The sequence below is a fragment of the Streptomyces sp. NPDC048600 genome (assembly GCF_055587025.1).
In genome coordinates this window covers 159,885-181,498 of sequence record NZ_JBVJGZ010000002.1, presented here as the reverse complement: position 1 = coordinate 181,498, position 21,614 = coordinate 159,885, and the positions used below count along the sequence as shown (strand labels likewise).

Sequence of the window (21,614 nt, the reverse complement as noted above, 5' to 3'; positions counted from 1 at the left end):
GACGGCCCAATCCGGTGGGCGCGGGCCCGACGCGGTCGTCGCCCAGGCCATGAACGGTACGGCCGCCGTCCCCGGTGGCGTGACCCGGAGCCGACCCCGACTCGGGGAGGAGGCGACCCGGAGATGTCCCTGATGTCCCGCTGGACCATGGCCGGGCGGGGTCCGACAGGTGCACGATGGAGGGGACGAACCACTATGTCCGACCGAGTGTGCCTGGAGGACCGGATGATTGCCGAGACGGTGTGTTCCGCCGTCGCCGTGGCCGGGCTCGGAATCGCCGCGGTCAACGCGTACCGCAAGCGCTTCCTGACGGCGGCCAGGATCGCGGCCTACTCCCTCGTGCCGCTCGGCCTGGTGATGACGGGCGTGATCGACTGGCTCGCCGACACGGCCTTCAGTCCCACGGCGTGGGCCGGCTTCGGCGTGCTCGGCCTGGCCTGGGCGCTGTTCGCGACGACCCGGGCGGTCGAGCGCCGCCGCGGCGGCACCCGTAAGGAGCGCCGGGCGGCCGCCGCCGCACAGCGCGACGCCGTCGCCCCGCAGGCCGCCGCCCCCTCTCTCGGCCCGAGCACACGCGGCGCGTCGAAGCCGCGGAGCGCGCCCCGCGGTGACGGGGAGGACTTCAGCGACATCGAGGCGATCCTGAAGAAGCACGGCATATGACCGCCGGGTGAGCCCGGCACACCACCGGACCGCCACCGCGCCCGCTGCCCGCGGAGGGGGGCCTATCCCAAGCCACCGGCCTTCGTCACAGTTTCCGGCGAACTACCGCCTGATCCGGGCGTGTTGAGCGTGTCAAGGGTGCCGTTTGCGTCATCATCACCCGCGAGATGCTGGACACGACACAGAGCGATGCCGCGCCGCCGAAGGATGAGCCCCGCGGATGCCTCTTCGCCCTTTCCCAGCCACCGCTGATGATCTTCCTTGCGGTGATCGGGAGCCTTCTGCTCATGGCCGCGCTGCACGACCTGCTGCTGCTGTGATCCGTACCCGCGCTCCCCGGCGCCACCCGCCGGGGACCGCGTCACCCTCCGCTGGCCGTGCAGCCGACCCGGAAACCTCCGGGACGGGACCGGCAGCCCTCGGGACGACGTACGGTCCGTGTCCGAAAAGCGACGGGCTCAGCCCGCGGCCTCCTTGCGGCGGGCCCGGTAGGCGGCCACGTGCAGGCGGTTGCCGCAGGTGCGGCTGTCGCAGTAGCGCCGCGAGCGGTTGCGGGAGAGATCCACGAAGGCACGCCGGCAGTCCGGGGCCTCGCAGCGCCGCAGCCGCTCCTGCTCCCCGGCCACGACGAAGAAGGCCAGTGCCATGCCGCAGTCGGCGGCGAGATGATCGGAGAGGGAGGCGCCGGGGGCGAAGTAGTGCACATGCCAGTCATAGCCGTCGTGGTCGGTCAGCCGGGGCGTGGTGCCCGCGGCGGCGACCAGCTCGTTGATCAGTACGGCGGCCGAGCGGGCGTCGGGAGCCGAGAAGATCGACGCGAACCGCCCGCGGATCTTGCGTACGGCGGCGAGGTCGAAGGCGGAGAGCGTCCCGATGTCACTGACCTTGTGGCCGCGCACGAAATCCTCGAGGGCCGCCACGTCGGAGAGCCCCTCGGGGGTCGACTCGTCCTCCGGTGCGGTGTTCACCAGATCCACCACAGTGTCGAGGGCGCACCGGGTGTCGTGGGTGATCAGCACGTTTCGCTCTCCCTGGCCTGGGGTCGGGCGGGCGCCCGCCGATGCTGGCCGATGGTAGTGGCTCCCGGCCGCATCGAAAGGGGCACCGCCCCCGCTCGCGATGTCCTTACAACGCGTGACGCCCCTCGGTCGTTCCCGGAACCCCGGCACGGCTCCGGCGACGGGCCGTGGGAAAGCAGGACCGGCGCCGTCCCCGCGGTGGTTCCGCGGCGACGACGCCGGTGTGTGCCGTATGCGGTTGTCCTGGCCCGAGCCGTCTCCCCGAGTGGACGGCGCCGGGCGGTCTGTGAGGTGCTCGCTCAGCTCTCCGCCAGGATGTGTGACAACTCCTGATCCAGATCGAAGTGCCGATGTTCCGTGCCGGGCGGCACGGCCGCATCCGTTCGCTTCAGGAAGGACTCCAGGGCCCGCGCCGGGGCCTCGAGCAGCGCCTCGCCCTCCGGAGAGCTCAGGGCGATGCACACGACGCCCTGACCATGACTGCGCGACGGCCAGACTCGGACGTCGCCGGTTCCCGTGGGCCGGTGCAGGCCCTCGGCGAGGAGGTCGCGGGCGAACACCCACTCGACGGTCTCCTCGGCTCCGGTGTGGAAGGTGGCGTGCACGGCGTAGGGGTCGGCCGTGTCGTACCGCAGGCCTGCGGGGACAGGCAGGGAGGACTCGCTCGACACAACGAGGCGCAGGTGCAGCTCGCAGCTGACCGTGGTGTTCATAAGCGCCAGGGCCTTTCGCTCAGTGTGCGCTCGGGGATTCGCACGTCGGCGAAATCGACATGCCACCTACGGTGCCGTTGTAAACCCCTCTGCGTGTTTTGCATGTCTTTACGTAACTCTTCCGGCCGAGGGTGGCATCAGCGGGTACGACCATTACGGTGACCGGATTCGGTCCGGTAGGGTTTGGCTGTATGAATACGGGGAGTGACAAGCCGGGCGAGGCAGTGGCCATGGCGACGGACGGCGCGAAGACGGACGGGGCACACGGTGAGCGCGCGCTCGGATCGAGGGCGCCGGCGTTCATCAAGGCGCGCCGTGCGCTGCACGTGAGCTGGCAGGTCGGCGTCTTCATCGTCGGTCTGGCGGTCGTCGGGGCCGGCATCATCATGCTGCCGCTGCCGGGTCCCGGCTGGGTGGTGATCTTCGGCGGTATGGCGATCTGGGCGACCGAGTTCGTCTGGGCCCAGCTGGTGCTCCGCTGGACCAAGCGCAAGGTGACCGAAGCGGCCCAGCGCGCCCTCGACCCCAAGGTCCGCCGCCGCAACATCATCATCACGTCCATCGGCCTGGTGATCGTGATCGCCCTCGTCGGCTTCTACCTGTGGAAGTTCGGCATCGTCATGCCCTGGAAGATCAAGGACCAGTGATCCCCGGCGGGCGCGGGACCGCCTCCGGCTGGTCACAGCCACCCCCTGACATGGGGTAATGTTCTTCCTGCGCCCGGGCGATTAGCTCAGTGGGAGAGCGCTTCGTTCACACCGAAGAGGTCACTGGTTCGAACCCAGTATCGCCCACCCGGAACATCGGCCCGTCTGCTTCGGCAGACGGGCCGATGTCGTTCCCGGCGCCCCGGAGAGCCTCGACGTGCCTGGCCCGGCGACCTGCCTCGACAGAACGCCGTGCGCCTGGAGGGTTGCGGCGATCCACGGGGGAGTCCCGCCCCCGCCTCGACCGTTCCCGCGGCAGCCACGACCGCCCCTGCCCTCCGGCTGCGGCGCGTGACGCCCCGGGTTCTTCCGGCTTCCCGGTCGCGGTACGGGCCGCTCTCGGTCCGCACAGCAGCGATGGGGCTGCCCCAGGCCCCTGCGGGCGGCATGTAGGCCACTCCGGCCTCTCGCGGGCGGGATGAGCGCCCGGCCCGGTTCCTCCGACCGGGATGCACCGCCCCAGACTTCCCGAAAGACCGGGGTGGGCCCCCCTTGAGGGGGCGGAGAACTGCGCGAACAACCCCACGAGACCCGCAGGGAACTCACACGCAAGCCACCCCCTCCCCAAAGGGCGCGGGGAACTGCGCGAACAACCACACACAGCCCGCACCCGAACGACACCCCCACGACGAAGCCCCCGCGGACGGCTCGGTGACGATCCGTTACTCCTGGTGAGGTGCCGAGGAACGGGCCAAGGGATCAACGAATCCATCAGACTCTTCGAGAAGAAGTACCCGGAGATCAAGGCCGAGCCGGACTTCCAGGACTACCTCTGTTACCGGGAGAAGTTCCTGACCCGGGCCGACGGCGGAAATCCCCCGGACGTTTTGGAGAAAGCCGACGGATTTCTTGGGAAGTACGACAAGCGCGGCATCCCGAAGGTCTATCAGAAGGCGCACGTGACACCGGAGTCGGGCTGGACCCGGGACGAGTATTTCAAGGTCCTGTACTCCGTCCTGTACCACGCGATCACGTACCTCTACGACCTGTACCTCCGTCAGAACGGCGAGGCCTTCTTCACCGAGGAGTGACTCGGCTTCGGCCAGGCCGATCTGACGGAGTGGTGGACGGACGCGTACAACCGCATCGAGGCAGGGATCGTCACGGACCCGAAGGTCGTGGGGCTACTGCATGCTCTGGAGGCGGTTGCGGAGGGCGTTGAGGTTGCGGAGGCGCTGTTCGTAGGTGGCGCCCAGGGTGAGCAGGAGGAGGCCGGCGAGGGCGGGCGGGGCCCAGCGCGGGAGGGTGTCGGCGAGCTGGACGAGATAGGGGGACAACTCGTGGAGGGCGTCCAGGGCGAGGACCGCGCCGCCGAGGAGCAGCGGGGCCTGGAGGTTGTGGCCGGCGCCCAGCAGCGTCACGGCCAGGGCGCCCAGGCCCAGCAACAGAGGTCGCTCCCAGTGCGGATCGGCCCACGCGGCCACCAGACTCGGCAGCAGAGTGACGGTGAGGCCCGGGCCGTACGCCGTCCAGGAGGAGACCTCGGGGTCCCGGCGCCGGCGCAGGTGCCCGACCAGCAGGGCGGGGATCGTCACCGGCAGCGTGTACGCCTCCGGGTCGGTGACCTCCCAGGCAGCCAGCCGCACCCAGGAGGCCAGCACGAACAGGGCCATGGCCGCGTAGCCCGCCTCGCGCCGCTCCGGACGTACGGCCGTGCCCGCGGTGATGACACCGGCAAAAGCAAGTACCAGCGACAGCATCGCGGGGTCCGCCAGTGCCAGGCCGACGGCGACCAGGCCGGACGCGGCACCGGTCACCTCCACCGCGACACGGGCCGCGCCCTCGGCGCGCGGCGCGTACAGGGCCGCCGCCGCGGGCACCGCCAGCACCAGCAGGGCCGTGTGCTCCGGAGCCCAGCCCAGTGAGGCGCCCACCGCGCAGGCCAGCGCGGTCGCGTACACCGTCGCCGCCACCGCGGGCAGCAGTCGCCGGGCCAGTGCCGCGCAGCCCGCGGTCAGCAGGGCCAGCACCGTCAGCGTGGCCGCCTCGGAGGCCAGCGACAGCAGCGCCAGGTCCATCGAGGTGACCAGGGCCAGGATCGTCGGCACCAGGCGGCGCGGGAACATCAGCCCGGCCGTGAGCAGCCCGAGCAGCACCAGGCCCGCGGCATACGGCAGTTGCAGCGTCGCGGGCAGCACCAGCGCCGCCGCCCAGCCCAGACCGAGGGTCGCGTCGAGCGCCCTCGGCCGCCACACACCGTCCTTGACGGCGAGGGCCAGCACCCCGGCGACCACGCCCAGCACCACCGGGACCAGGGCGGAGTCCGGCGGCCACGGCACCGTACCCGCCACCGCCGAGCGCGCGTCCCCGGGCACCCCGGACCACACCCGCGTCACCCAGCTCACCGGGCCCAGCGCCGCCAACACCACGGCGGGCAGCGTCCACACCAGCGCCAGCGCCTGCACGGACCCCGACGCCCAGAGCGCGCCGTCACGCACCGCCCGCGGCGCACGGGAGACTCGCACGACCGCCAACAGGGCGACACCCAGGGCGAGATGGGCCGGCACCGTCCACATGCCCGGCAGCACCGCACGCGGCACAGCGCCCAGCGCGGCCACCGTCAGCAGACCCGCCGCCACGGCCGTACCCAGCGCCACAGCCCGCAGCGGGGCCCGCCAGGCCGCGCCCAGCGCGATCAGCGCGGCAAGAAGGAGAAGGCCCGACGCCCGCGCGGCGGCATCCGGACCGGACGCCGTCAGCGACAGCCAGCCAGCCCCCAGAACACCCCAGGCACCCATCCCGAACGCACCGGCCGCCGCAACCTGCCGCACGGCTCCGGCCCCCAGGCGCAGCGCCGGCAGCGTGTCGCAGGCCGCCGTCACCAGCAGGGCCGCCGAGATGCCGTACGGACCCATGTCCAGCGCCACCGCGCCCAGCAGCAGCGGGAGTTGAGCCACCGCCAGCGCGGCCGGGACCGGCAGCCGCAGCGCCGGGCCGGACCGGCGGGCGACCCCCAGGCCGTACCCCGCCCAGACCACCGCCAGGACCGCCGACGCCACCGCCGCGTATCCCGTGCCGTCCCGGTCCGCCAGCGCCACGCGGTGCAGCGCGTACGCGTCCAGGACCGTCAGCGCAAGGCCCAGGCCCGCCACCGACTCCGCCGTGGCGCCCAGAGCACGCCGCAGCAGCGGCAGCGGCGCCGCCAGCGCGGCCGCCGTCAGCACACCCAGCACCAGCGCGCGCCCGCCGATCCCGAGATGCCCCCAGCTCACCACCGTGAACGCGGTCGCGGCGATGGTCAGCAGCACACCACCCAGCACCAGCAGCACGTTCTGCACCCCCGGCGCGGAGGTCTCCGGGCGCGGCGGCGCGACGCCGGGCAGCGGGCGTACGGGCGTCAGCTGGGAGACCAGCCAGGCACGGCGGGCCAGCAACTGGGAGCGGCGGGCGTCCAGCCGGAACAACTCGGCGTCCAGGAGCCGCAACTCCTCGGACGGCGGCGGAAGGTGCGTCATACCGGGCAGTGTGGTCCGCGTCACCGCGCACGGCATGAGCACGCGTACTCAGAGAACGTACTCAGAACCGCGCCCGCCGACCGGCAGACTGCTCCCATGGACTGGAACCGGTACCGCTTCCTGAGTCTGTGGTCCCTGCCCGCGCCCCCGGCCGCCGTGTACGCGGCACTGGAACGCGCCGACGACTATCCCCGCTGGTGGCCCCAGGTCCGCGCGGTCGAACGCCTGGACGAGGTGACCGGCGTGATCCGCGCCCGCTCCCTGCTGCCCTACGACCTCACCTTCACCGCGCGCGAGGTGCGCCGCGACCCGGCCGCCGGAGTGCTGGAGATCGCCATGACCGGCGACCTGGAGGGCTGGGCCCGCTGGACGATCAGCCCCCGCGGCACCGGCACCCTCGCCCGCTACGACCAGGAGGTCGAGGTCACCAAGCCGATGCTGCGCAGACTCGCCGTGCCGGGACGGCCCTTCTTCCGCGTCAACCACGCCCTGATGATGCGCTCCGGCCGACGCGGACTGCGGGCCTACCTCGAAGCGGTTTGAAGGAGACGCGCTGGAACCTGTATTGTTCAGTGCGTTCCCGGGCGATTAGCTCAGTGGGAGAGCGCTTCGTTCACACCGAAGAGGTCACTGGTTCGAACCCAGTATCGCCCACCGGGAAAAGGCCGGTCCGCCAGCGCGGACCGGCCTTTCGCGTACCTCCGCCGTTCAGCCCGCCGCACGCATCTCAGGACGCACCCTTCAGGCCGCCGCGCGCATCTCCGGACGCAACGGCCACGCCGGATCCACCTGCTCCTCACTGCCGCTGCGCGCGAACCACGCCTGCAGCCCACGCGCCTGTGCCGCGTGCCACACCGCCTGGAGCGTGTGCAACTCCGCGGGGGAGAGACGCTCCAGCCGCGCCGCGAACCTGCGCCCCACCGCACGCACCACCTCCAGCGCGGCCAGCGCGTCCGCGGCCGCGTCGTGCGCCTCGTCCAGCGCCACCTCGTAGTGCGCGCACAGATCGGTCAGCGTGCGCCGGCCCTTGCGATAGCGGTCCAGATGCTTGTCCAGCACCCTCGGGTCCAGCACCAGCAGCGGCGCCGACTCGAACCAGCGGCCCAGCGACGACGCCCGGTGCCTGCGCAGCTCACGGTCCAGCAGCGTCAGATCGAACGGCGCGTTCATCACCACCAGCGGGCGCCCCACCACCGCCTGATCGTGCAGCCCGGCGGCTATCTCGTGCATCACCGGCGCGGGCCAGCGGCCGTTGCGCACCAGGTGATCCTCCGTCAGTCCGTGCACCGCGGTCGCCGCCTCCGGCACCGGCACACCCGGATTCACCAGCCACCGGATCACCCTCGGCCGGCTGCCCGGCGCGTCCTGGACGACGAGGGCGGCCGACACGATCCGGTCGGTCTCGACGTCCACACCCGTAGTCTCCGTGTCGAATGCCGCCAGCGGCCCCTCGTACCAGGTTTTCATGGCCCCACAACTCCTCGTTCACCCACGGCAGCTGACGTACCGTCTTCTGCCTGTTTGGTGATACCCGGGCTGTTTGCGCACTACGCCGCCAGGAGACAACAGGAGTACGGGTCTTTGCAGTTCAGCGGCCCGGCACGGGAAAAGCACCTGCCTGGAAGGCTGTTGGACATGGTGATAGCGCAGCCCGAGCGGGGCGGGCTGCTGCCCGAGCGCACGGGCGCTCACCGCGGCACACTCGCCACCACCGCCTGCATGGAGACCTTGCAGGTGGGATATCTGCACGCCGTCGCGGCCGCGGCCGGCTGCTCGCTGTCCCAGCCCTTCCCGGACAACGGCATCGACTGGCACGTCAGCCACAGCGCGCCCGGCCACACCGTCGACGACGAGGTCACCATCAAGGTCCAGCTCAAGGCGACCTACCAGATCCCGCCCAGCCCTCCCGGCCCCTCCTTCTCCTTCACCCTCGACAACGAGCACCTCAGGAAGCTCGCCCGCACCCCGGTCTCGGTCCACAAGATCCTCGTCGTGATGCTCGTGCCGCGCTCCCAGGACGACTGGCTGCGCGCCGGCCACGACCGTCTCGACCTGCGGCACTGCTGCTACTGGGTCAACCTCGCCGGCCACGCCGTCACCGGCCGGCACCGCACCACCGTGCGCATCCCGACCGCACGGATCTTCGACGACCGGGCCCTGTGCGAGATCATGACGCGGGTCGGGACGGGAGGCAGACCATGACCCACCGCCCCTACGACGAACCCCTCAGGCCGGTGCGCCCCCATCCCGAGGACACCCCGTGGAACCGTCCCCCCGAGCCCGGCGACGTCGACCCCGCCGTGCTCGGCGCCCTGCTGCACCGGCACGGCTGGCAGCGGCGCGGCGGCGCCCCCGGCCGCTACGGCCGCTGGACCCCGCCCGGACCGGCCGCCGCGGGCACCAGCCTGCTCGTGCCCGAGAGCCGCGCCTTCCCCGACAGCGACGACCTGCTCGGCGAGGCCCTCGACGCCCTCGCCCGCAGCGCCACGCCCTCCGCCCGCGAGGTGCTCGTCAGCCTCAGCGTGCCCAGCGACGAGATCCGCTGGTCGCGCGACATCCCCGCGGGGCCCGCCGGAGCCGCCCCCTGGACCGTCGAGGAACAGCTGCGCGCCGCAGCCCGCCAGACGCTGCTCGCCGGGGCCCTCGCCACCCGGGCCCGCGCCGGGTACCACGGCGCCCGCCACCGCAGACCCGCCGCCGCCCTGCTGGAGACCGTCCTCGTCGGACCAGCCGGCGGCGGCGACAGCCTCACCGCCTTCGTGCCCGTCACCGGCTGCCGCCCCCTCGCCGTACGCCTGCACCAGGCGCTGTACGCCGCCCGCGAGGCCATCGACTACCAGCGCGCCACCGGCGGCATGGACGCCTTCGACGGCGCGATCGAGGCGGGCGTGAGCCGCGAACTCACCGAAGCGCTGATCAACCTCGTCCGCGGCAGCGAGGGCGCCCGGATCGCCGTCGACTGGGCACCCGCCGCCGGAGTGCCCGACGGCTGCGGTGCCGAGCCCGTGGAGTTCTCGCCCGGCGACCTGGCCGTACTGCGCGAGGCGGGCGCCCGCTATCTGCGCGGCGAACCCTCCGTGCCCGTGCGCCTCACCGGCGCCGTGGTAAGGATGCGCAGGTCCGGACCGCGCGGCGAGGGCAGCGTCCGGCTGCGCGTGCTCGCGGGCGCCGAGATCCCGCATGTCCGGGTCGTCCTCGACGAGGAGGACTACCGCATAGCCGGCCAGGCCCACCTCGTCGGACTGCCCGTGCGCGTGCAGGGCCGCCTGGAGAGCCGGGGCGGCTTCCGGCGGCTCACCGGCGCCTGCGGCGTGACCCCCGTACAGGTCGACGAGGCGGAGCGGGACCGGCTGATGAAGTCCCTCCAGGAGAACCTCGACTTCTTCGAGGAGGCCTGCGGCGGGGATTGATTTCGCGGAGAGGGGGGCCGGGTCGGTACGATCCAGAGTCAATGCGTGCGCTCCGGTATGGCGCCGCGCCCCCCTTCAGTCAGGAGAGACCGGTGTCAGACGTCCGTGTGATCATCCAACGCGATTCCGAGCGGGAAGAGCGCACGGTGACGACGGGCACTACGGCGGCCGACCTCTTCGCCGGCGAGCGCTCGATCATCGCCGCGCGGGTGGGCGGTGAGCTGAAGGACCTCACCTACGTGCTGCTCGACGGCGAGACCGTCGAGGGCGTCGAGATCACCTCCGAGGACGGCCTCGGCATCCTGCGCCACTCCACCGCGCATGTGCTGGCCCAGGCCGTGCAGCAGCTGTTCCCCGAGGCCAAGCTGGGCATCGGCCCGCCGGTCAAGGACGGCTTCTACTACGACTTCGACGTCGAGAAGCCGTTCACGCCCGAGGATCTCAAGGCCATCGAGAAGAAGATGCAGGAGATCCAGAAGCGCGGGCAGAAGTTCGCCCGCCGTGTCGTCACCGACGAGGCCGCCCGCGAGGAGCTCGCGGACGAGCCCTACAAGCTGGAGCTGATCGGCCTCAAGGGCTCCGCCTCGAGCGACGACGGCGCGGACGTCGAGGTCGGCGCCGGCGAGCTGACGATCTACGACAACCTGGACGCCAAGACCGGCGAGCTGTGCTGGCGAGACCTCTGCCGCGGTCCCCACCTGCCCTCCACCCGCCTCATCCCGGCGTTCAAGCTGATGCGCAACGCGGCCGCCTACTGGCGCGGCAGCGAGAAGAACCCCATGCTCCAGCGCATCTACGGCACCGCCTGGCCGTCCAAGGACGAGCTGAAGGCGTACCTCGACTTCCTCGCCGAGGCCGAGAAGCGCGACCACCGCAAGCTGGGCAACGAGCTGGACCTGTTCTCCATCCCGGAGCAGATCGGCTCCGGCCTCGCCGTCTTCCACCCCAAGGGCGGCATCGTCCGCCGGGTGATGGAGGACTACTCGCGCCGCCGGCACGAGGAGGAGGGCTACGAGTTCGTCTACACCCCGCACGCCACGAAGGGGAAGCTCTTCGAGACGTCCGGGCACCTCGACTGGTATGCCGAGGGCATGTACCCGCCCATGCAGCTCGACGAGGGCGTGGACTACTACCTCAAGCCCATGAACTGCCCGATGCACAACCTGATCTTCGACGCGCGCGGCCGGTCGTACCGTGAACTGCCGCTGCGGCTGTTCGAGTTCGGCACGGTGTACCGCTACGAGAAGTCGGGCGTCGTGCACGGCCTGACCCGCGCGCGGGGCTTCACGCAGGACGACGCGCACATCTACTGCACCAAGGAGCAGATGGCGGACGAGCTCGACAAGACGCTCACCTTCGTCCTGAACCTGCTGCGCGACTACGGCCTCACCGACTTCTACCTGGAGCTGTCCACCAAGGACCCGGAGAAGTTCGTCGGCTCGGACGAGATCTGGGAGGAGGCCACCGAGACGCTGCGCCAGGTCGCCGAGAAGCAGGGCCTCCCGCTGGTCCCGGACCCGGGCGGCGCCGCCTTCTACGGTCCGAAGATCTCCGTGCAGGCTCGCGACGCCATCGGCCGCACCTGGCAGATGTCGACCGTGCAGCTCGACTTCAACCTGCCCGAGCGCTTCGACCTGGAGTACACCTCCGCCGACGGCACCAAGCAGCGTCCGGTCATGATCCACCGCGCGCTGTTCGGCTCCATCGAGCGGTTCTTCGCGGTCCTGCTGGAGCACTACGCGGGCGCCTTCCCGGCGTGGCTGGCGCCCGTCCAGGCGATCGGCATCCCGATCGGCGACGCGCACGTGGAGTACCTCCAGCAGTTCGCCGCCGACGCGAAGAAGAAGGGCCTGCGGGTCGAGGTGGACTCCTCCTCCGACCGGATGCAGAAGAAGATCAGGAACGCGCAGAAGCAGAAGACGCCGTTCATGATCATCGTTGGTGACGAGGACATGAACGCGGGCACGGTGTCGTTCCGCTACCGCGACGGCTCGCAGGAGAACGGCATCCCGCGTGACGAGGCGCTGGCGAAGCTCGTCGATGTGGTGGAGCGTCGCGTCCAGGTGTGATGTGGTCCCCGCGTGAGCGGGGGTGTTCCCGACGCCATCGGCCGTACATGGCAGATGACGACGTGCTCCCCGCACACGCGGGGTTTCAGGCCCCCGGGGTTTACCCCGGGGGCCTCCTGTCGCTCTCGCGGGAGAAGATCTGCAGCAGCCACGACGAGAACGATCCCGTCACCGCGCCGAGCAGGGCGAGCCCGCCCGCCATCATCGCCATCGCGATAGCCCGCCCGCCCGTGGTCACCGGCACGATGTCGCCGTAGCCGACCGTGCTGAGGGTCTCGGCGGCCCACCACAGCGCGTCCCCGAACGATTTCATGGTCGTCCCGGGCGCACCGCGTTCCAGCTGGAAGACGGCGAGGGCGCCGGCGAAGCCGAGGAGCAGCGTCGACAGACTGGCGTAGGAGATCACGCGTGCGTGCAGGGAGAGCCGGGGCTCGCCCTGCCGGCGCTGGATGACGTCGTAGAGCGGCACGATCCGCAGGGGTCGCAGCAGTGGCAGGAGAACCACGACCGTGTGCAGGAAGTGCGTTCTGACGAAGCGGGGGAAGCGTTGCCCGCTGAGGCGCCAGCGCATCACGTAGTCGAGGGCGAACAGCACCCAGAGCGCGAGCATCGTGTACGCGCACACGTCCTTCCAGAACGACGGCATGCCGACCGCGAGAACGCGAGCGGCATAGGCGGCCAGGAAGAGCAGTGAGGCCAGGAACAGCGGGATCTCGGTGCGCTGCTCCCAGCGGGTGTAGGGGCTGTCGTCGTCCACCGGCCAAGCTTGGCCGCTGCAGGCCCTGACGTCGCCCCGGCGACACGCCCCGAACGGGCGAAGCCATATGCTGCATGGCATGACGAGTGAGCCGGAACAGCAGATCGGAGTGGGGACCCAGGATGCCTTCCAGCGCCTGTGGACGCCCCATCGGATGGCCTACATCCAGGGTGAGAACAAGCCGACCGGTCCCGGGGCCGACGACGGCTGTCCCTTCTGCTCCATACCGGCCAAGTCGGACGAGGACGGGCTGATCGTCAGGCGGGGTGAGCATGTGTACGCGGTGCTGAACCTGTACCCGTACAACGGCGGTCATCTGATGACGGTGCCCTACCGGCATGTCGCCGACTACACCGATCTCACCGACGCGGAGACCGTGGAGCTCGCGGCGCTGACCAAGCAGGCGATGGTGGCTCTGCGGGTGGCTTCGGGTGCGCACGGTTTCAACATCGGCATGAACCAGGGGACGGTGGCGGGCGCCGGTATCGCCGCCCATCTGCACCAGCACATCGTGCCGCGGTGGGGCGGTGACACCAATTTCATGCCGGTCGTCGGTCACACCAAGGTGCTGCCGCAGCTGCTGGCGGACACCCGCAAGATGCTGGCGGACGCCTGGCCCGTCTGAGCGGCGGGCCGGCGTGGCCCTGGGGGCTCCTCTTCGGAGGGGCCCCCTTTCTCATGCGTCTCTCACGCGTCGTAGAGGTCGGCCTTGCGCGGTGAGGCGTCCTGGACGGCGGTGCTGAGGAAGGACGAGCGCGTGCCGAACTTCTCGGTGTCCACGCCGTTCTCCGCGAGGACCTTGATGGCCGCCGAGTGGACGACGCGCAGTACGGGGGTGGCGGCGCGCAGGGCGTCGTCGGCCATGAAGCGGTGCCGCCAGGGCTGGTCGGCCCAGGCGTGGCGCAGGCCGAAGGGCTCGGGGAGGCCGATGGAGCCGCCGAGCCAGTTCAGCAGCGGCGGGTACCAGGTGAGCGGGGCGCGGACGGCGAGGCGTACGACCTCGTTGGTGGTGACGAGCGGCAGGTTGACCGTGCGGCTCTCCCAGGGCTTGAAGGACTTGGTGACCTGCTTGGTGGGGGCTTCCGGCTTGGCGGTGAACAGGGGGTTCACGGGGCCGAGGGCGTGTCCGGTGACCTCGATGCGCAGGGTGGCGTGCAGCACGGTGACGGTGATCAGCATGGTGATGACGAGCTGGCCGTCCCAGAGGGTCCACTGGACGCCGAGGTAGTGGCGGTCGCCGGCGCCGAACTGCTGCTTGTTGCAGATGTCCTGTATGGCGTGCGACTTGACCTGGTAGGCCTCGACGTCGGTGCCCTCGGGGCGGGAGACGGCCTTGGCGTTCTCGCCGACGGGGCTGACGATCCAGTGCTTTATGGAGGGGGCGGGGAAGCCGCCGGTGTTCAGCGGGCCGCGTTCCAGCATGCGCAGCTGGTCGTGGATGGAGCGCACGACGTCCCAGCTGCGGAACGGGTGGATCTCGCGGTCGGCGTCGGCGGGGACGAGTTCCTCGGCGAGCTGCCAGGCGCCCCAGCGGGTGCCCATGCCGAGGACGCCCTTGGGGCCGGCGTAGAAGACGGAGTTGGACTGCTGTTCGGCGCTGAGCCGGGCGAGGGACTGGCGGAGTTCCTCGGCGGCGGTCTCGCGGGGGCTGCTGGGGACGGCTTCGGGGACCTTGGCGCCGACGCTGCTGCCGGAGAGCAGGCTGTCCCAGCGTCCGCGCAGGTCGCGGGCGGTGGACTCGCAGATCCGGCGGGCGAAGAACCAGCCGAGTACCGGCATGATCACGGCGGCGCGGGCGTACCAGGCCCAGAATCCGTCGAAGGGCAGGCGGAGCACGGCGATCACGGCGACGGCGCCGACGCCGACGAGGAGGGCGGTGGCGAGTGCGGAGGCGCGCTTGTCGTCGCGTTTGTCGATGGTGGCGCGCAGTTGGAAGACCAGCAGCCACATCAGGAAGCCGGGCAGGAAGAGGAGTCCGCACACGACGCTGAGCGTGGTGAGGCGGTTGTCGCGCTCGCGGCGGATGCGGTTGGCGGCCAGGCAGTGCTCGACGACCACTTGGGGCTCGGTGCCGAAGGACTGGATCAACGGTGCCCTGCCGCTGCCGAGCATGCGGGCGACGACCGCGCCCGAGAAGGCCTCGCCGAGGTTGGGCCGGAAGATCGCGGCCCAGGAGCGGCCGTCCTTGACGGCGGACTGGTGCCAGTCGTTGTCGGCTTTCTTGATCTCCTCCATCGGGCTGTCGCGGTAGGCCGCGGAGGCCAGTGCGAAGGTCGCCGTCTGGCCCTCGTCGCCCGTGCGCGGCACCTGTGGTCCGAAGAAGTCCGCGTAACCGCTGTCAACGGTCATTCCCGCCCCCCAATGCCGCCCATGCTTCGCTTCTGCGGCCTTCCCGACTTCTGTGCCGCGCACACCTGTTGATCAGGTGATCAGCGTATCCGCAGGTGGTGGCATCGTGTCGGCGGACGGCCGAAAGCCGGCCACCGACACGGCGCAAAGCCTCCCGGCCGGGGTCACTTGGCGGTGCGGCGCTCCAACTACGAGGCTTCCTTCTCGAGTTGGCGCAGGCGTTCGGCGACCTGCGGGGGCATGGGTTCGTGGCGGGCGTAGACGCGGTCGAAGCGGGCGGTGCCGTGGGAGAGGGAGCGCAGGTCGACGGAGTAGCGGCCGATCTCGATCTCGGGCACCTCGGCGCGGACGACGGTGCGGCCGCCGCTGGTCTGTTCGGTGCCGAGGACGCGGCCGCGGCGGCCGGACAGGTCGCTCATGACGGCGCCCACGTACTCGTCGCCGACGAGGACGCTCACCTCGGCGACCGGTTCCAGCAGGTGGATCCTGGCCTCGGCCGCGGCCTCGCGCAGGGCGAGCGCGCCGGCGGTCTGGAACGCGGCGTCGGAGGAGTCCACCGAGTGGGCCTTGCCGTCGAGCAGGGTGATCCGCACGTCGACCAGGGGGTGGCCGGAGGCGAGGCCGCGGGCGGCCTGGGCGCGCACGCCCTTCTCCACGGAGGGGATGAACTGCCGGGGCACGGCGCCGCCGACGACCTTGTCGACGAACTCGATGCCGGAGCCGCCGGGCAGGGGTTCGACCTCGATCTCGCAGATGGCGTACTGGCCGTGGCCGCCGGACTGTTTGACGTGCCGGCCGCGGCCGCCGGACTTGGTGGCGAAGGTCTCGCGCAGCGGTACCCGGTGGGTGACGACGTCGACCTGGACGCCGTAGCGGCTGCGCAGCCGTTCCAGGGCGACGTCGGCGTGGGCCTCGCCGAGGCACCACAGGACGACCTGGTGGGTGTCCTGGTTCTGTTCGAGGCGCATGGTGGGGTCCTCGGCGGCGAGCCGGGACAGGCCCTGGGACAGCTTGTCCTCGTCGGGTTTGCTGTGTGCCTGGATGGCGACGGGCAGCAGCGGGTCGGGCATCTGCCAGGGTTCCATCAGCAGCGGGTCGTCCTTGGCGGAGAGGGTGTCGCCGGTCTCCGCGCGGTTGAGCTTGGCGACGCAGGCGAGGTCGCCGGCGACGGCGTGGCCGACGGGGCGCTGCTGTTTGCCGAAGGGGGTGGTGAGGGCGCCGACGCGTTCGTCGACGTCGTGGTCCTCGTGTCCTCGGTCGGCGAGGCCGTGGCCGGAGACGTGCACGGTCTCGTCGGGGCGCAGGGTGCCGGAGAAGATGCGGACCAGGGAGACGCGGCCGACGTAGGGGTCGGAGGCGGTCTTGACGACCTCGGCGACGAGGGGGCCGGAGGGGTCGCAGGCGGTGAGGTCGCGGGGCGTGCCGTCGGGCGTGGTGACGGAGGGCGCCTGGCGTTCCAGGGGGGTCGGGAAGCCGCGGGTGATCAGTTCCAGCAGTTCGACCGTGCCGAGGCCCTGGCGGGAGCCGTCCGTGGCGGGGGCGGCGGCCAGGACGGGGAAGAAGGTGCCGCGGGCGACGGCCCGTTCGAGGTCCTCGATCAGTGTCTTGACGTCGATGGTCTCGCCGCCGACGTAACGGTCCATGAGGGTCTCGTCCTCGCTCTCGGCGATGATGCCCTCGATGAGCCGGTTGCGGGCCTCCTCGATCAGCGGCAGTTCGTCCTCGCCGGGTTCGGACTCGGCCCGTTCGCCGCCGGAGTAGTCGAAGAGCTTCTGCGACAGCAGTCCGATCAGTCCGGTGACGGGCGCGTGTCCGTCCGGGGCCTGCGGTCCGTGCAGCGGCAGGTAGAGCGGCAGTACGGCGTCGGGGTCGTCGCCGCCGAAGGCCTCGGCGCACACCCGGGTCATCTCCTCCAGGTCCGCGCGGGCGGCTTCCAGGTGGGTGACGACGATGGCGCGGGGCATGCCGACGGCCGCGCACTCCTCCCACACCATGCGGGTCGAGCCGTCCACCCCGTCGGAGGCCGAGACGACGAAAAGGGCCGCGTCCGCCGCTCGCAGACCGGCCCGCAGTTCTCCGACGAAGTCGGCGTATCCGGGGGTGTCCAGTAGGTTGATCTTGATGCCGTCCCATTCGACGGGCACCAGGGAGAGCTGTACCGAGCGTTGTTGCCGGTGTTCGATGTCGTCGTAGTCGGAGACGGTGCCGCCGTCCTCCACGCGGCCCGCCCGGTTCACCGCCCCGGCGGTCAGTGCGAGGGCTTCGACCAGTGTGGTCTTGCCCGAGCCGGAGTGGCCGACCAGCACCACATTCCGTACGGACGCGGGGTGGTCGGCCGCCACTGCCCTGCCGGCGGCCCCGGGGTGTGTGTGCGCTTTGTCGCCCATGGACTTGCCTCCCGTGCACGGTGAGGTCGTCGGGGGTCGTCGAGGGCACCGACACGCGGACCGCGTGCACTGGCGGCTCCGGCGACGCCCGCGGTCCTTCGAGCTTTCCACTCCCGTCACGGTGCGTCCATACGAACGACGCGAACCGGCGGCCTCCGGTAGGTTGCGGGCCATCCGCCGGATCCGGCGCAGGGCCGAGGGTGCCCGTGGGTCGTCCGCGCGGGCGCGTGACTACGATGGGCCAGCCGGTGGCCAGCAGGGGCCGCGGCGACAGCGACCCTCGGGAAGGCCATGCTGAACAAGTACGCGCGTGCATTCTTCACGCGTGTCCTCACACCGTTCGCCGCGTTTCTGATCCGCAGGGGCGTCAGCCCCGACGCGGTCACGCTGATCGGCACCGCCGGCGTGGTCGTGGGCGCGCTGGTCTTCTTCCCCCGGGGCGAGTTCTTCTGGGGCACGATCGTGATCACCGCGTTCGTGTTCTCCGACCTCGTCGACGGCAACATGGCGCGCCAGCTCGGCCGCTCCAGCCGCTGGGGCGCCTTCCTGGACTCCACCCTGGACCGGGTCGCGGACAGTGCGATCTTCGGCGGGTTCGCCCTCTGGTACGCGGGCGGCGGCGACGACAACGCCCTGTGCGCGGTGTCGATCTTCTGTCTGGCCAGCGGTCAGGTGGTGTCGTACACCAAGGCGCGGGGCGAGTCGATCGGGCTGCCGGTGGCGGTGAACGGGCTGGTCGAGCGCGCCGAGCGACTGGTGATCTCGCTGGTCGCGGCCGGGCTCGCGGGCCTGCACGCGTTCGGTGTGCCGGGTATCGACGTCCTGCTGCCGATCGCCCTGTGGGTGGTCGCGGTGGGCAGCCTGGTCACGCTGATCCAGCGCGTGGTGACCGTACGCCGGGAATCCGCGGAGGCGGAGGCGGCGGCCGCGCGGGAGAACGCCGAGAATGCCTCTCAGGGGAGTGAGGCGGCGAAGTGAGCGCTTCCGAGCGTCTGACCGACGCGCTGTACGGGATCGGCTGGAGCACGGTCAAGAAGCTCCCCGAGCCGGTCGCCGTGCGCCTCGGCAACGCCGTCGCCGACCTGGCCTGGAAGCGCCGCGGCAAGGGTGTGCTGCGGCTGGAGAGCAACTACGCGCGCGTGGTGCCGGACGCGTCCCCCGAGCGGCTGGCCGAGCTGTCCCGCGCGGGCATGCGCTCCTATCTGCGCTACTGGATGGAGTCGTTCCGGCTGCCCGCGTGGAGTGCCGACCGGGTCAGGAACGGCTTCGACCCGAAGGACGTGCATCACCTCACCGACGCTCTCGCCTCCGATCGGGGCGTCATCCTCGCGCTGCCGCACCTCGGCAACTGGGACCTGGCGGGCGCCTGGGTCACCACCAAGCTGGAGACGCCTTTCACAACGGTCGCCGAGCGGCTGAAGCCCGAGTCGCTGTACGACCGCTTCGTCGCCTACCGCGAGGGCCTCGGCATGGAGGTCCTGCCGCACAGCGGCGGCTCCGCCTTCGGCACCCTGGCCCGGCGGCTGCGCGACGGCGGTCTGGTCTGCCTGGTCGCGGACCGTGATCTGTCGGCCTCCGGCGTCGAGGTGGACTTCTTCGGCGAGACCGCCCGGATGCCCGCCGGGCCCGCCCTGCTCGCCCAGCAGACGGGCGCGCTGCTGCTGCCCGTGACGCTCTGGTACGACGACTCGCCGGTGCTGCGGGGCCGGGTGCATCCGCCGGTGGAAGTGCCGGAGTCAGGTACGCGGCCCGAGAAGACGTCTGTCATGACACAGGCCCTGGCCGACGCCTTCGCCACGGGCATCGCGGACCATCCGGAGGACTGGCACATGCTGCAACGGCTGTGGCTCGCCGACCTGGACCCGGCGGCCGGCCCGGGCGCCGACGCGTCGAACCCGGCGAAGGGGTCGCTGTGAGGATCGGCATCGTCTGCCCGTACTCCTGGGACGTCCCCGGCGGAGTCCAGTTCCACATCCGCGACCTCGCCGAGTACTTCATCCGCACGGGCCACGAGGTGTCCGTCCTGGCGCCCGCCGACGACGACACCCCGCTGCCGCCGTACGTCGTGTCCGCGGGCCGCGCGGTCCCGGTGCCCTACAACGGCTCGGTGGCCCGGCTGAACTTCGGCTTCCTGTCGGCCGCCCGGGTCCGCCGCTGGCTGCACGACGGCGCGTTCGACGTGGTGCACATCCACGAGCCGACCTCGCCCTCGCTGGGCCTGCTGACCTGCTGGGCCGCGCAGGGGCCCATGGTGGCCACCTTCCACACCTCCAACCCGCGCTCCAAGGCGATGATCGCCGCGTACTCGATCCTCCAGGCCGCCCTGGAGAAGATCAGCGCCCGGATCGCGGTCAGCGAGTACGCCCGCCGCACCCTGGTCGAGCACCTGGGCGGCGACGCGGTGGTCATCCCCAACGGCGTCGACGTCGACTTCTTCGCCAAGGCCGAGCCCAAGCCGGAGTGGCAGGGGGAGACGATCGGCTTCATGGGCCGTATCGACGAGCCCCGCAAGGGCCTGCCCGTCCTGATGAAGGCCATGCCGCGGATCTTCGCCGAGCACCCGAAGTCCCGGCTGCTGATCGCCGGGCGCGGCGACGAGGAGGCGGCCCTCGCCCAGCTGCCGCCCGAGCTGCACGCGCGCGTGGAGTTCCTCGGCATGATCAGCGACGAGGACAAGGCGCGCTTCCTGCGCAGCGTCGACCTGTACGTCGCGCCCAACACCGGCGGCGAGAGCTTCGGCATCATCCTGGTCGAGGCGATGTCCGCGGGCGCCCCGGTCCTCGCCTCCGACCTGGACGCCTTCGCGCAGGTCCTCGACCAGGGCGCGGCCGGTGAGCTGTTCGCCAACGAGGACGCCGACGCCCTCGCCGAGGCGGCCGTGCGGCTGCTGGCCGACCCGGAGCGCCGGGATGCGCTGCGCAAGCGGGGCAGCGCGCATGTCCGGCGCTTCGACTGGTCGACGGTCGCCGCGGACATCCTGTCCGTCTACGAGACGGTGACGGCAGGCGCGGCAGCGGTGGCAGCAGCGGACGACAAGGACCCCGGCTCAGGCCTGAGAGCAAGATTCGGCCTGGCCAGAGACTGACACCCCCCAAGGGCGCCCCCAAGGGGCGCGAGGAACGCCGCGCCCAGCCACGCACAGCCCGCAGCCGAGAGTCGCACGCCGACCACCCCTAGGGGCGCGGGGAACTGCGCGACGAGCCACACACGGCCCGCAGCCGAGAACCGCACGCCGACCACCCCTAGGGGCGCGAGGAACTGCGCGACGAGCCACACACGGCCCGCAGCCGAGAACCGCACGCCGACCACCCCTAGGGGCGCGAGGAACTGCGCGAACAGCCACGCAAGGCCCGCACGCAACACCGCCCGCACCCCCCAGCGGCCAGAGCGCCACGCTAGCCTTGCGGCCCGTGACACCAACGCTCATCTGGATCCTCGTAGCCCTCGTGGCCATCGGCCTGTACCTGAGCTGGACGGCCGGACGGCTGGACCGCCTGCACTCCCGCATCGACGCCGCCCGCGCCGCGCTGGACGCGCAACTGCTGCGCCGCGCCTCAGTGGCCCAGGAACTGGCCACCGCGGGCGTCCTCGACCCCGCCGCCTCGATGGTGCTGTACGAGGCCGCGCACGGGGCCCGGCAGGCCGAGGAGGAACAGCGGGAGGTCGCCGAGAGCGAGCTGAGCCAGGCGCTGCGGGCGGTGTTCGCGGAGTCGGCGCAGGTGGAGGCCGTACGGGCGGCGCCCGGGGGAGAGGCTGCGGCGCGTGAGCTGACGGAGGCGGTGCGCCGGGTCCCGATGGCCCGCCGTTTCCACAACGACGCCGTCGGCGCGGCCCGCCGGCTGCGCCAGCACCGCAAGGTCCGCTGGTTCCGGCTCGCCGGTCACGCGCCGTTCCCGATGTCCTTCGAGATGGACGACGAGCCACCGACGGCCCTGCTGGAACGGGTGGCCTGACCAGGGCGTTCCCGCTCACCGGCCCCGTTCCGCCGGCGAAAACGATCCACCGGCTTCCCATTGGCCCTTGCTGTGGCCTGCCCGGTTCACGTTTCCTCGGTGCAGCAGAAAACCGCTTTTCCCTTCAGTGAG

General features: G+C 71.4%; 20 protein-coding genes and 2 tRNA genes. 15 read left to right on the top strand and 7 right to left on the bottom strand.

The genetic code is table 11. From position 1 onward, the window contains the following. Positions 1-225 precede the first annotated feature (225 nt). Together ACZ6SQ_RS02960 and ACZ6SQ_RS02955 are read left to right on the top strand one after the other, a co-directional pair. On the top strand, positions 226-663 hold the full coding sequence (locus tag ACZ6SQ_RS02960) for a hypothetical protein (RefSeq protein ID WP_386377259.1): 438 nt from the start codon (positions 226-228) through the stop codon (positions 661-663). Between the two features lie 167 nt (positions 664-830). After that, positions 831-983 carry a hypothetical protein gene (locus tag ACZ6SQ_RS02955; protein ID WP_356689695.1) on the top strand — a complete coding sequence of 51 codons (153 nt, stop codon included), beginning with the start codon at positions 831-833 and terminating at the stop codon, positions 981-983. 138 nt (positions 984-1,121) lie between these two features. On the opposite strand, the gene ACZ6SQ_RS02950 is transcribed toward ACZ6SQ_RS02955, so the two are convergent. Beyond that, positions 1,122-1,682, bottom strand: coding sequence for a CGNR zinc finger domain-containing protein (locus tag ACZ6SQ_RS02950; RefSeq protein ID WP_469556102.1), 561 nt, complete (start codon positions 1,680-1,682; stop codon positions 1,122-1,124). 299 nt (positions 1,683-1,981) lie between these two features. Next, positions 1,982-2,395: an SsgA family sporulation/cell division regulator gene (locus ACZ6SQ_RS02945; RefSeq protein WP_004002642.1), complete on the bottom strand. Its 414-nt coding sequence runs from the start codon at positions 2,393-2,395 to the stop codon at positions 1,982-1,984. Positions 2,396-2,586: 191 nt separating this feature from the next. Between ACZ6SQ_RS02945 and ACZ6SQ_RS02940 the strand changes: the two genes are divergently transcribed. The 3 genes from ACZ6SQ_RS02940 (at position 2,587) to ACZ6SQ_RS02930 (ending at position 4,133) form a co-directional block, all read left to right on the top strand. Then, positions 2,587-3,042, top strand: a complete 456-nt coding sequence (locus ACZ6SQ_RS02940; protein WP_469556099.1) for a TIGR02611 family protein — start codon at positions 2,587-2,589, stop codon at positions 3,040-3,042. A gap of 75 nt (positions 3,043-3,117) precedes the next feature. Then, a tRNA-Val gene (locus tag ACZ6SQ_RS02935) sits at positions 3,118-3,189 on the top strand. A 584-nt stretch (positions 3,190-3,773) separates the two neighbouring features. Continuing rightward, positions 3,774-4,133: an extracellular solute-binding protein gene (locus ACZ6SQ_RS02930; protein ID WP_469556098.1), complete on the top strand. Its 360-nt coding sequence runs from the start codon at positions 3,774-3,776 to the stop codon at positions 4,131-4,133. 93 nt (positions 4,134-4,226) lie between these two features. On the opposite strand, the gene ACZ6SQ_RS02925 is transcribed toward ACZ6SQ_RS02930, so the two are convergent. Next, on the bottom strand, positions 4,227-6,557 hold the full coding sequence (locus ACZ6SQ_RS02925; RefSeq protein ID WP_469556094.1) for an SCO7613 C-terminal domain-containing membrane protein: 2,331 nt from the start codon (positions 6,555-6,557) through the stop codon (positions 4,227-4,229). 96 nt (positions 6,558-6,653) lie between these two features. Here ACZ6SQ_RS02925 and ACZ6SQ_RS02920 point away from each other — a divergent pair, with 96 nt between their 5' ends. Both ACZ6SQ_RS02920 and ACZ6SQ_RS02915 read left to right on the top strand, forming a co-directional pair. Continuing rightward, a complete protein-coding gene (locus ACZ6SQ_RS02920) occupies positions 6,654-7,100 on the top strand; it encodes an SRPBCC family protein (RefSeq protein WP_469556092.1) in 447 nt (148 codons plus the stop codon). A 39-nt stretch (positions 7,101-7,139) separates the two neighbouring features. Further along, positions 7,140-7,211 (top strand) — tRNA-Val (locus tag ACZ6SQ_RS02915). A gap of 87 nt (positions 7,212-7,298) precedes the next feature. On the opposite strand, the gene ACZ6SQ_RS02910 is transcribed toward ACZ6SQ_RS02915, so the two are convergent. Beyond that, a complete protein-coding gene (locus ACZ6SQ_RS02910) occupies positions 7,299-8,024 on the bottom strand; it encodes an exonuclease domain-containing protein (RefSeq protein WP_469556089.1) in 726 nt (241 codons plus the stop codon). A 168-nt stretch (positions 8,025-8,192) separates the two neighbouring features. Between ACZ6SQ_RS02910 and ACZ6SQ_RS02905 the strand changes: the two genes are divergently transcribed. From ACZ6SQ_RS02905 to thrS, 3 genes are all read left to right on the top strand, one after another. After that, on the top strand, positions 8,193-8,759 hold the full coding sequence (locus tag ACZ6SQ_RS02905) for a DUF4365 domain-containing protein (protein ID WP_469556086.1): 567 nt from the start codon (positions 8,193-8,195) through the stop codon (positions 8,757-8,759). Further along, entirely contained in the window at positions 8,756-9,967 is a 1,212-nt protein-coding gene (locus ACZ6SQ_RS02900) for a hypothetical protein (protein ID WP_469556083.1), read from the top strand. Before ACZ6SQ_RS02905 ends, ACZ6SQ_RS02900 begins: the two co-directional genes overlap by 4 nt. A 92-nt stretch (positions 9,968-10,059) precedes the next feature. Continuing rightward, positions 10,060-12,036, top strand: a complete 1,977-nt coding sequence (gene thrS / locus ACZ6SQ_RS02895; protein ID WP_469556080.1) for a threonine--tRNA ligase — start codon at positions 10,060-10,062, stop codon at positions 12,034-12,036. 100 nt (positions 12,037-12,136) lie between these two features. Here thrS and ACZ6SQ_RS02890 read toward each other — a convergent pair whose 3' ends face one another. Continuing rightward, entirely contained in the window at positions 12,137-12,793 is a 657-nt protein-coding gene (locus ACZ6SQ_RS02890) for a potassium channel family protein (RefSeq protein ID WP_469556077.1), read from the bottom strand. A gap of 67 nt (positions 12,794-12,860) precedes the next feature. Between ACZ6SQ_RS02890 and ACZ6SQ_RS02885 the strand changes: the two genes are divergently transcribed. Beyond that, positions 12,861-13,418, top strand: coding sequence for an HIT family protein (locus ACZ6SQ_RS02885; RefSeq protein WP_469556075.1), 558 nt, complete (start codon positions 12,861-12,863; stop codon positions 13,416-13,418). 62 nt (positions 13,419-13,480) lie between these two features. On the opposite strand, the gene ACZ6SQ_RS02880 is transcribed toward ACZ6SQ_RS02885, so the two are convergent. After that, a complete protein-coding gene (locus ACZ6SQ_RS02880) occupies positions 13,481-15,142 on the bottom strand; it encodes a hypothetical protein (protein WP_469556073.1) in 1,662 nt (553 codons plus the stop codon). A gap of 188 nt (positions 15,143-15,330) precedes the next feature. Then, entirely contained in the window at positions 15,331-17,529 is a 2,199-nt protein-coding gene (locus ACZ6SQ_RS02875; RefSeq protein WP_469556070.1) for an elongation factor G-like protein EF-G2, read from the bottom strand. Positions 17,530-17,820: 291 nt separating this feature from the next. Between ACZ6SQ_RS02875 and pgsA the strand changes: the two genes are divergently transcribed. The 4 genes from pgsA to ACZ6SQ_RS02855 all read left to right on the top strand — a co-directional run bounded on the left by pgsA (position 17,821) and on the right by ACZ6SQ_RS02855 (position 21,482). Then, entirely contained in the window at positions 17,821-18,507 is a 687-nt protein-coding gene (gene pgsA, locus ACZ6SQ_RS02870) for a phosphatidylinositol phosphate synthase (RefSeq protein ID WP_469556067.1), read from the top strand. Beyond that, positions 18,504-19,445 carry a phosphatidylinositol mannoside acyltransferase gene (locus tag ACZ6SQ_RS02865; RefSeq protein ID WP_469556064.1) on the top strand — a complete coding sequence of 314 codons (942 nt, stop codon included), beginning with the start codon at positions 18,504-18,506 and terminating at the stop codon, positions 19,443-19,445. The genes pgsA and ACZ6SQ_RS02865 overlap by 4 nt, the downstream gene beginning before the upstream one ends. Next, the gene (locus ACZ6SQ_RS02860; protein ID WP_469556062.1) at positions 19,442-20,614 is read left to right on the top strand and encodes a glycosyltransferase family 4 protein; all 1,173 of its coding nucleotides are present in this window, start codon (positions 19,442-19,444) and stop codon (positions 20,612-20,614) included. Before ACZ6SQ_RS02865 ends, ACZ6SQ_RS02860 begins: the two co-directional genes overlap by 4 nt. 325 nt (positions 20,615-20,939) lie before the next feature. Continuing rightward, on the top strand, positions 20,940-21,482 hold the full coding sequence (locus ACZ6SQ_RS02855; protein ID WP_389325614.1) for a LemA family protein: 543 nt from the start codon (positions 20,940-20,942) through the stop codon (positions 21,480-21,482). Positions 21,483-21,614: the final 132 nt, after the last annotated feature.

Excerpts from the sequence above, each read along its gene's own strand:
- ACZ6SQ_RS02960 (WP_386377259.1), top strand. The coding sequence starts at position 226 with ATGATTGCCGAGACGGTGTGTTCCGCCGTCGCCGTGGCCGGGCTCGGA.
- ACZ6SQ_RS02955 (WP_356689695.1), top strand. The coding sequence starts at position 831 with ATGCTGGACACGACACAGAGCGATGCCGCGCCGCCGAAGGATGAGCCC.
- ACZ6SQ_RS02945 (WP_004002642.1), bottom strand. The coding sequence starts at position 2,395 with ATGAACACCACGGTCAGCTGCGAGCTGCACCTGCGCCTCGTTGTGTCG.
- ACZ6SQ_RS02940 (WP_469556099.1), top strand. The coding sequence starts at position 2,587 with ATGAATACGGGGAGTGACAAGCCGGGCGAGGCAGTGGCCATGGCGACG.
- ACZ6SQ_RS02925 (WP_469556094.1), bottom strand. The coding sequence starts at position 6,557 with ATGACGCACCTTCCGCCGCCGTCCGAGGAGTTGCGGCTCCTGGACGCC.
- ACZ6SQ_RS02920 (WP_469556092.1), top strand. The coding sequence starts at position 6,654 with ATGGACTGGAACCGGTACCGCTTCCTGAGTCTGTGGTCCCTGCCCGCG.
- ACZ6SQ_RS02910 (WP_469556089.1), bottom strand. The coding sequence starts at position 8,024 with ATGAAAACCTGGTACGAGGGGCCGCTGGCGGCATTCGACACGGAGACT.
- ACZ6SQ_RS02905 (WP_469556086.1), top strand. The coding sequence starts at position 8,193 with ATGGTGATAGCGCAGCCCGAGCGGGGCGGGCTGCTGCCCGAGCGCACG.
- ACZ6SQ_RS02900 (WP_469556083.1), top strand. The coding sequence starts at position 8,756 with ATGACCCACCGCCCCTACGACGAACCCCTCAGGCCGGTGCGCCCCCAT.
- ACZ6SQ_RS02885 (WP_469556075.1), top strand. The coding sequence starts at position 12,861 with ATGCTGCATGGCATGACGAGTGAGCCGGAACAGCAGATCGGAGTGGGG.
- ACZ6SQ_RS02880 (WP_469556073.1), bottom strand. The coding sequence starts at position 15,142 with ATGACCGTTGACAGCGGTTACGCGGACTTCTTCGGACCACAGGTGCCG.
- ACZ6SQ_RS02875 (WP_469556070.1), bottom strand. The coding sequence starts at position 17,529 with ATGGGCGACAAAGCGCACACACACCCCGGGGCCGCCGGCAGGGCAGTG.
- pgsA (WP_469556067.1), top strand. The coding sequence starts at position 17,821 with ATGCTGAACAAGTACGCGCGTGCATTCTTCACGCGTGTCCTCACACCG.